Here is a 7,505-nt window from a genome sequence, read left to right on the forward strand (position 1 = left end):
GACAAGCACGGTTTTCTCGTCATTCCGGAAGAGGACGAGGCGCGCATTGTCGAAGCCGCGGCATTCATGGATGCGAATGAATGCAATTCGGTCATTCGCGCTGCCCGGAGTACGAGTGGAAAGACCACGGCGGAAATGCTTGCATCGTTCAATGAAGCAGGAGCGGCATTCGGAAAAGCAGCAAAAGAAAAATTCGGCGCTGCGGGCGAGTGGTGAATATGCGATCGCTGTATATATATTTTCTCCTGATCCTGGCGGGCTTGCCGTTCACACAACTATTCGGCGGCGGTACGGTAGACGTGCGTCAATTCGGCGCCATCCCCGGCGATGGAAAGGACGATGCCGTCGCGATACGAACTGCGATCGCCAGCGCGATATCCAACGGTATCGGCGTGGTCCGTTTCGAAGCGGGGCGCTATGATCTCATGCGTAATCAGGACGGGAATCTCGGTGGTTCCAACGGCGCATACTTTTTGCGTGTGAGCGTTCCCAAGGGCGGCATGAGCATCGAAGGTGCTGTGGACGAAAAAGGGAACCCCGCTACGACTTTCATGGGAAAAAGCCTCGGGGAGGTCGATCAGGCATTACCGACAATGCTCCGATTCATCGATACCGAAGAAGCGACCCTCCGAAATATAATTTTTGATTGGGATCCGTGGATGTATTCTTCCGGCGTCGTCACGTCGGTGGATGGGAACCGCGTTACGGTGGCTATCCGTGCGGGGCATCCGCAGATAGACGGGATGAAGCCGTATAATCTCGGCGTCTACGATCCCGCGGCGAAGGCATATATTTCCGGGCGCATTTACACCCACGAGGGAAAATCACTCTGGCGTACGGGAAGTACTCCCGGAACGATGGTGCTGGATGATGAGCGTCTTGCCTCGCGGGTAAAGCCCGGGCTGTGGGTATTCTGGTTCTTAAGCTATTTCGCCGAAAGCGTCAACCTGCATGTATTTCGCGTCGGTAACCTCGTGGTAAGCAATGTATGGATGCATAGCGCCAACGGCTTCGGCGCGCAGGTACGGAATGTTCGCGACGCGTTCGTAGACGGTTTTCGCATCGTCCCGACGGAGGGGCGCATCGCCACGACAACACGCGATGGCTTTCGTTTCGCGTTAACGACCGGCGGCGATCTGCGCGTTACGCGCTGTCATTTCGAGGGCGTGCAGGACGATTGTCAGAGCGTGTACTCGACTCACCTCGTTGTCGATGCGATCACGGGACCGCGGAGCATTGTTACCCGTGATATGCGTACCGGTTCCGTAAAATCGGTGGGCGTCATCAAAGGATCTACGTGGGGATTTTATGGCCCCGACAAGTTACTCTCGCCGTTCCAGGCGATGGTGGAAACATTTTCATTCCATGCGGAATCGAACCGCTGGAGCATCTCTTTCAACGCTGACCTGCCGGCGTTCGCCGAACCCGGAGCGGTGATATGCAATATCAGCTGGGCCCCGCGCTCGTATACACTCACTGAAACCACGTTCGTGAACTGCAATGCGACGGGCAGCATCATACAGACGCATAATGTGTTCATATCGAACAATCATTATCGCAACATGATGGAGCCGGCGGTACTCATCGGCTCGGCGACATACGGCGAGGGGATGCCGACGCGGAATATACAGATAGTCAATAATCGATTTGAGAACTGCGGCGTGGTCGCCCGCTATGGACTGAATACCGCCATCGGCATGGGCCTTCTCGGGGATATCCGTGAGCGCACCCGCATCGAGAACGTGCTCATACAAAGCAATACGTTCCGCTCGCTCAAGAACGGCGGTATCCGCATAGGCGAAGCCGTCGATGTGGACGTGACCGGGAACGATCTCTCGGATTGCGCCGCGAACAATGCCGTGATAATAGCCAATGATCGCACGGATCGCATTCGGATACGTGATAATCGGACCGCCAAATAGCCGCATCCAAAAGGAGCATACGATGAACAGCACGAAAAAATACGAAGCGCTTCCTTTGACGAATGAAGTGAACCTCGGCGGCAAAACACCGATCTCAGTGGCAACCCCGCCGAAACCGCTGCTGCTGAGGAAAGACCTGGGGCTTCTCTGCGCGCCGGCGATAAACGGGACTGTCGTGTATCGCGCGAAGGGCAATGGAACGCTTTTTGAAACCCGCGCGACACGCACCCCCGGGGGCGATTACCTTCTTATGTTCCCGACGAATTCGCTTGACGGCAGCTTCAAAGAGCGTGTCTCGCATTACGGCGGCAGCAAAGAAAAGAGGAACGACCTCGTCGCGATGCGTTCAAGCGATAAAGGCAGGACCTGGAGCGAACCGACCGCCGCCTTCGACATCGATTACAATCAGCACGGTTTTATCCCGCTCATACCGAAGGAATCGAAACGTATCTATGCGTTCGGCACGCAGCCGGATTGGGGATCCTTTTCGGTGGAGCACGGACAGGGAGAGAATGCGCCCATCGGATACCGGTATTCCGATGACGACGGGCATCACTGGTCGGAAGTGCGTCTGATACGGCCGAAGAACGACCCCGATTTCCGCGGCATGTCGGTGATGCGCATGTGCGAGACGGATAGCGGCACATGGATTCTCGGTTCGCACGAAGGCGACTGGAGCTATAAGCCGCTCATGACGCGCCAATATATTCTGCGCTCCGACGACAAAGGGAAAACATGGACGGTATCACCGAGCCCGCGTCACGGAGGCTGGTGCGTTCCCGCGTTCAATCGCATGGATGAGGGCCGGCCCATCGCGCTCGGCGGGAGCAAGGCGCTCATACTGATACGCACCTGCGACGGGCATCTCTGGGAAGCGCGAAGCGATGATGACGGCGTAACGTGGTCGCAGCCGAAACCGACATCGCTCGTACATCCTGACGCGCCCCCGATGCTTTTTCATCTTACCGACGGGAAGACACTTATCGCATTCCATCACAACCGCCACTACGACGTCCGTTACGGCGGTTTGACCGGCGAGAACTCCGGCATGCATGACCGTGCGGAGCTTTGGTTCTCGCTCTCGACCGACGAGGGAAAGACCTGGAGCGAACCGCGATTCGTCCTCATGAACGCGGCGAAGCCGGATCTCGAGACCGCGTGGTTTAACTATCAGTGCTCGTACGCGGATATGTTCGCCGATGACGGCGTGTTGAATCTTTTCATACCGCATCGATGGCAGCAGGTGCTTCATCTTACGATCAACGAAAGTGATCTTGGTAAATTCCCGCTCCGTAGTGAAATAGAATGATCACCGACGAAAGGATATCTTCGGAGGATCCCTGCCATGAGCACATTGCCTGAAAAGCAGAATCTTTTCGAAGCCCGCACGAACGGCTATCATGTCTTCCGCATTCCCGGATTAGTGACGACGAAGACCGGTGCCGTTCTCGCGCACTGCGACGGACGCCTTGCGACGGGGGGGTATGGTCAACGGCGTTCTAGTCGATCAGGACTGGGCCCCCATCGATATTCTCATGCGCCGAAGCACGGATAACGGCGCGACCTGGGATGCGCCGCGTGTCATCGTCGATCACCGTACGTTCGAGTCAATGGGTGTGACACACGAAGGGGGGCACAGCACGATAAATAATTTCACAACGATAGCGGACAGGAGCGGTGCGGTGCATGCGCTTTTCTGCGTGAACTATGCGCGCTGTTATCATATGCGTTCTCTTGACGACGGTGTATCGTTCAGCGAAGTCGTCGATATCACGCACGCGTTCGAGGCGCTTCGCGCGAAATACGATTGGAACGTCATCGCGGTCGGTCCCGGGCACGGCATTCAATTATCGGGGGGGCGGCTCATCGCATCGGTCTGGCTTTCCACCGGCGGGAAGCATCATCGCCCGTCCGCCGTAGCGAGCATCGTTTCCGACGACGGCGGGGCATCGTGGCAGTGCGGCGATATCGTCGGATTGCACGGCGGGGAGTTCATCAATCCGAGTGAAACGGTGCTTGCGGAGCTCAGCGATGGCCGCGTATATTTTAATATCCGAAGCGAATCGGTCAGGCACAGACGCCTTGTATCAATAAGCCCGAATGGCACATCGAAATGGACTTCACCCGTATTCGACGATGCGCTGATAGACCCGGTATGCATGGGCTCTATCATTCGTGTGTCCGGAGATCGTCCGCGTATCGTGTTCGCGTGCCCCGCCCCGCATGATCTATCACAGCAATGGTACGGCTGCCTGTATGAGCGTGAAAATCTCACCCTGTACATGAGCTCGGACGATTGCAGAACGTGGGGGGCGAAACGAACGCTTGAAAAAGGATATGCCGGCTACAGCGACCTTGCGTATACGAATGACGGCCATATACTCTGCTTCTATGAATGTGATCGTGTCGATGGGCGGCTGGCCGATGACAGATATTGTACGCTTGCGCGGTTCTCTCCGGAATGGATCGATGGAACGAACGATGTATAACGATGTGACTTGCACAATGAGGACAAAACGGATTTCTCTTTCATTCCTTCTGATCTGCGCGTGTGCCATGGCAACAATATATGCTCAGGATACATCCATGAATTCGAAGATCGCAATTGTTCCGGGTGACGAGAACAGGTATGCGCTTACTCTATTTGAAGAGGGGATGCCGGTCCGGATACGGTTCACTGCCGGGGGAGCCGCAGCGGCAGTTCGGTGCGCGGTCAGCGATTTCTGGGGAACGGTCGTGTGGAAAAGCGATGCACCTGTCGTGAATGGCATGGTGATCATCGCCCCCGAGATTCGCAACACAGGATGGTATCGCATCGACATAACTTCACCGCAAGGCGAAGCCTTCGTCTTCGATGTTACCACAACCGCGACGAACGGTCTTTTCTCCGGAAAGACCCCGGCAGACAATGAACAATGCATGACATTCGCAATAATGCCGCGCCCCGTAGCGGGGAAGGGACTTATTTCAATACACACCGGTATAACGGTATTCGGTGAAGAACGGTATGCCGCGCTGATCGAAGCGCTGCGGCTGACCCATGCGCCATGGGCGAGGGAGGGCTTTTCCTGGTCGAAAATGCAGGCGAAACCGGAAAAGACAGAATGGAAAATGAATGTGAACGGTTCGGTATGGGATTGGGATAAAAGTATTGCGCGGATCGCGGATGAAAATGTACGGATATCGGTCTATAACCATTCATCCCCGGCATGGTCGCGTCCGACAACGGTGCAGAATACGGATACGCAGCTTCCGGATGATCTGTTCTCCGCATACCGATTCATGAAAGAGGCTGCCGATCGTTTTGAAGGGATTGTTCCCGCCTGGGAATTGTGGAATGAGCCGGATATATCGCATTTTTCGAAAAGCACGCCCGATCAGTATGCCGCCTTCCTCAAAGCGAGTGCGCTCGGTCTTATGGCGGCGAAAAAGCGGCCGCTCGTATTGAACGGTGCGTTCGCCCGAGATGTCAGCCGCGGATACATCGCGCTCATGCTCGATAACGGCGTCGTGCCGTACATCGATCGATACAATTTCCACACCTATTCGCCGCTTGAAAAGAACGTTTTCGCGGAGAGCGTCGATGCGCACCTTGACCTTCTCCGTGATCGCGCGATAGACATGCCGGTATGGATAACGGAAACGGGGCGGGCATATTCCCGGGGCATATCGCCGCCGTTCAACGATGCGACACGCATGCAGGTCGATTATCTCATGCGCGCATCGACAATAGCGTTCGCGCGCGGTATCGATGAATTCTTCTGGTTCCTGCTCCGCCCGTTTTATTCTCCCGCGAGTAAAGGAATAGTACAGTTCGGACTGCTTCGAAAAGATCTCACGCCCTATCCGGTGTATGTATCCCTCGCGGTATACAACACGGTCATGGCCGGGGCGGAATATGCCGGTGTCTCCCGGCATGGTGACGCTGAAATTCATGTTTTTCAAACACCGCGCGGCCGGAATGCCGTCGCATGGAGTATATCCGGCAAAGAGGAAATCCTCTTGCCTGGAAAGCGACCGAACGCGCTCGACGCTATGGGCGGTGTTGTTCCGGCAACCGCCTTCGGTACGGAGTGGCGAATTCCGCTGAAGAAAGGGCTGGCCGTTTTTGTAACGAACCTCGATTCAGAGCTTACCGTATCGACGCCCGAGAACCGGTATCGATCCGCGGAAAGGAAAAGTGAAAGTACCGATGATCTCTCCATTGTGCTCGCACTTCGCGTACATTCGAACGCTATCGCCGACGACTCGTCGACTCCTTCGAAGAACTGGGACGGACTTGCAACCGGCTGGGCGCCGCTCGGGTATGTGTGCAAACGAGGTGAACGCTTTGAAGCGATGCTCGAGGTTTATAATTTCGGCGAGAAAAAAACCGTACCGCTCCGTACGACAGCGAGAGGCGTTATTGTTTCTACTGCAGATACGATATCGGTAGAAGCCATGGCTATGAGACAGATACCCCTTACTATCGATGTGCCGGCTGATCATGCGAGCAATACCGCTGATGTTCGGATTGACGGAATTGCGAAAAAAAAGACAACACCGCTTGCCTTTAGAATATTCATAAAGTAGGTCTACCCATGAACAGGCATGAAGGATCGCAGTACCTTCGCTATGATGTCGTCGTCGTTGGGGCTGGCCCCGCCGGTTTAACAGCCGCAATTGCCGCTGCGCGCGAAGGATCATCCGTGCTTCTCGTCGAGAGGTCTAGTCAAGTCGGTGGAATGGGGACAGCGGGACTCGTATCGCATTGGCTGGGCGGGCGATGCATAGATACATCGCGCTGGGCGGTGGGAGGATTGTTCAGAACGTTCTGCGAAGAAACGGCACAACGCGGTATAAGCGTTCTACCCGCGGCATCCGATCATGCCGATGTGCAGTATACTCCGTACGGTCAATACAAAGGATCGCTCATCGCCGGTGTACCGTTCGACCCATTCGCAATGGCTGCGTATCTTGAGAGAAAGATCAATGATGCCGGCGTTACGCTCCTTCTGAACGTTCATGCGGCAGCGATTGAAAAGCGCGGTGATCGAGTGATCGCTGTCACATTGGCAGGGAAGGAAGGTCTGTTCACTGTCGAGGCAGCAACGTTCATCGATGCGACGGGTGATGCCGATATAGCGGCGATGGCCGGATGTCCGTTCGTGAAGGGTGCCGAAGAGGATGGCTATATGACACCGGCAAGCCTGATCATGCACATCGAGAATGTCGATGAGGACGGTCTCATGTCGTATGTGAACAGCCAGGACGATCCCCGGTTCAGGAAACTCATGGCGCGTATACGCACGGACGGCGTCGACCTTTTCGATTATGAGATAATGATATTCGTCAGGCTCAATCGCAAAGGGACATTCATGGTGAACGGCCGAAAAGTGTCCGGCATCGACGGCGTCGATTCGTTCTCGCGGACGAAGGCTCTCGTTATCGAACATGAACGCATCCAGGCGACGCTTCCCGTATTCAGGAAATATTTCCCGGGCATGGCTCATGAGGAGATCAAAGCCGTGGCCGCTGACCTCGGTGTTCGCGAAACGCGGCGAATCAACGGTGAATAACGGCTCACGGTCGATTATCTTGTAA

Annotated in this window: 6 protein-coding genes; all 6 read left to right on the forward strand. The window is 55.5% G+C overall.

The features are described from left to right. The coding region (locus AABZ39_15740) for an RraA family protein (GenBank protein ID MEK6796232.1) at window positions 1-216 on the forward strand (216 nt) is incomplete at its 5' end. Between the two features lie 2 nt (window positions 217-218). Next, window positions 219-1,922 (forward strand): right-handed parallel beta-helix repeat-containing protein, encoded by a 1,704-nt coding sequence (locus AABZ39_15745; protein ID MEK6796233.1) that lies wholly within the window; start codon window positions 219-221, stop codon window positions 1,920-1,922. A gap of 22 nt (window positions 1,923-1,944) precedes the next feature. After that, window positions 1,945-3,231: a sialidase family protein gene (locus AABZ39_15750; GenBank protein ID MEK6796234.1), complete on the forward strand. Its 1,287-nt coding sequence runs from the start codon at window positions 1,945-1,947 to the stop codon at window positions 3,229-3,231. A 175-nt stretch (window positions 3,232-3,406) separates the two neighbouring features. After that, window positions 3,407-4,411, forward strand: coding sequence for a sialidase family protein (locus AABZ39_15755; GenBank protein MEK6796235.1), 1,005 nt, complete (start codon window positions 3,407-3,409; stop codon window positions 4,409-4,411). A gap of 97 nt (window positions 4,412-4,508) precedes the next feature. Then, window positions 4,509-6,494, forward strand: a complete 1,986-nt coding sequence (locus tag AABZ39_15760; protein MEK6796236.1) for a hypothetical protein — start codon at window positions 4,509-4,511, stop codon at window positions 6,492-6,494. A gap of 8 nt (window positions 6,495-6,502) precedes the next feature. Continuing rightward, complete coding sequence (locus tag AABZ39_15765) at window positions 6,503-7,480, forward strand: FAD-dependent oxidoreductase (GenBank protein MEK6796237.1); 978 nt, start codon at window positions 6,503-6,505, stop codon at window positions 7,478-7,480. Window positions 7,481-7,505 lie beyond the last annotated feature (25 nt).

Source organism: Spirochaetota bacterium, from assembly GCA_038043445.1.
In the GTDB taxonomy this organism is placed as follows: domain Bacteria; phylum Spirochaetota; class Brachyspiria; order Brachyspirales; family JACRPF01; genus JBBTBY01.

Bases quoted from the DNA above. Each gene is read 5' to 3' on its own strand.
- AABZ39_15745 (MEK6796233.1), top strand. From the start codon at position 219: ATGCGATCGCTGTATATATATTTTCTCCTGATCCTGGCGGGCTTGCCG.
- AABZ39_15750 (MEK6796234.1), top strand. From the start codon at position 1,945: ATGAACAGCACGAAAAAATACGAAGCGCTTCCTTTGACGAATGAAGTG.
- AABZ39_15755 (MEK6796235.1), top strand. From the start codon at position 3,407: ATGGTCAACGGCGTTCTAGTCGATCAGGACTGGGCCCCCATCGATATT.
- AABZ39_15760 (MEK6796236.1), top strand. From the start codon at position 4,509: ATGAATTCGAAGATCGCAATTGTTCCGGGTGACGAGAACAGGTATGCG.
- AABZ39_15765 (MEK6796237.1), top strand. From the start codon at position 6,503: ATGAACAGGCATGAAGGATCGCAGTACCTTCGCTATGATGTCGTCGTC.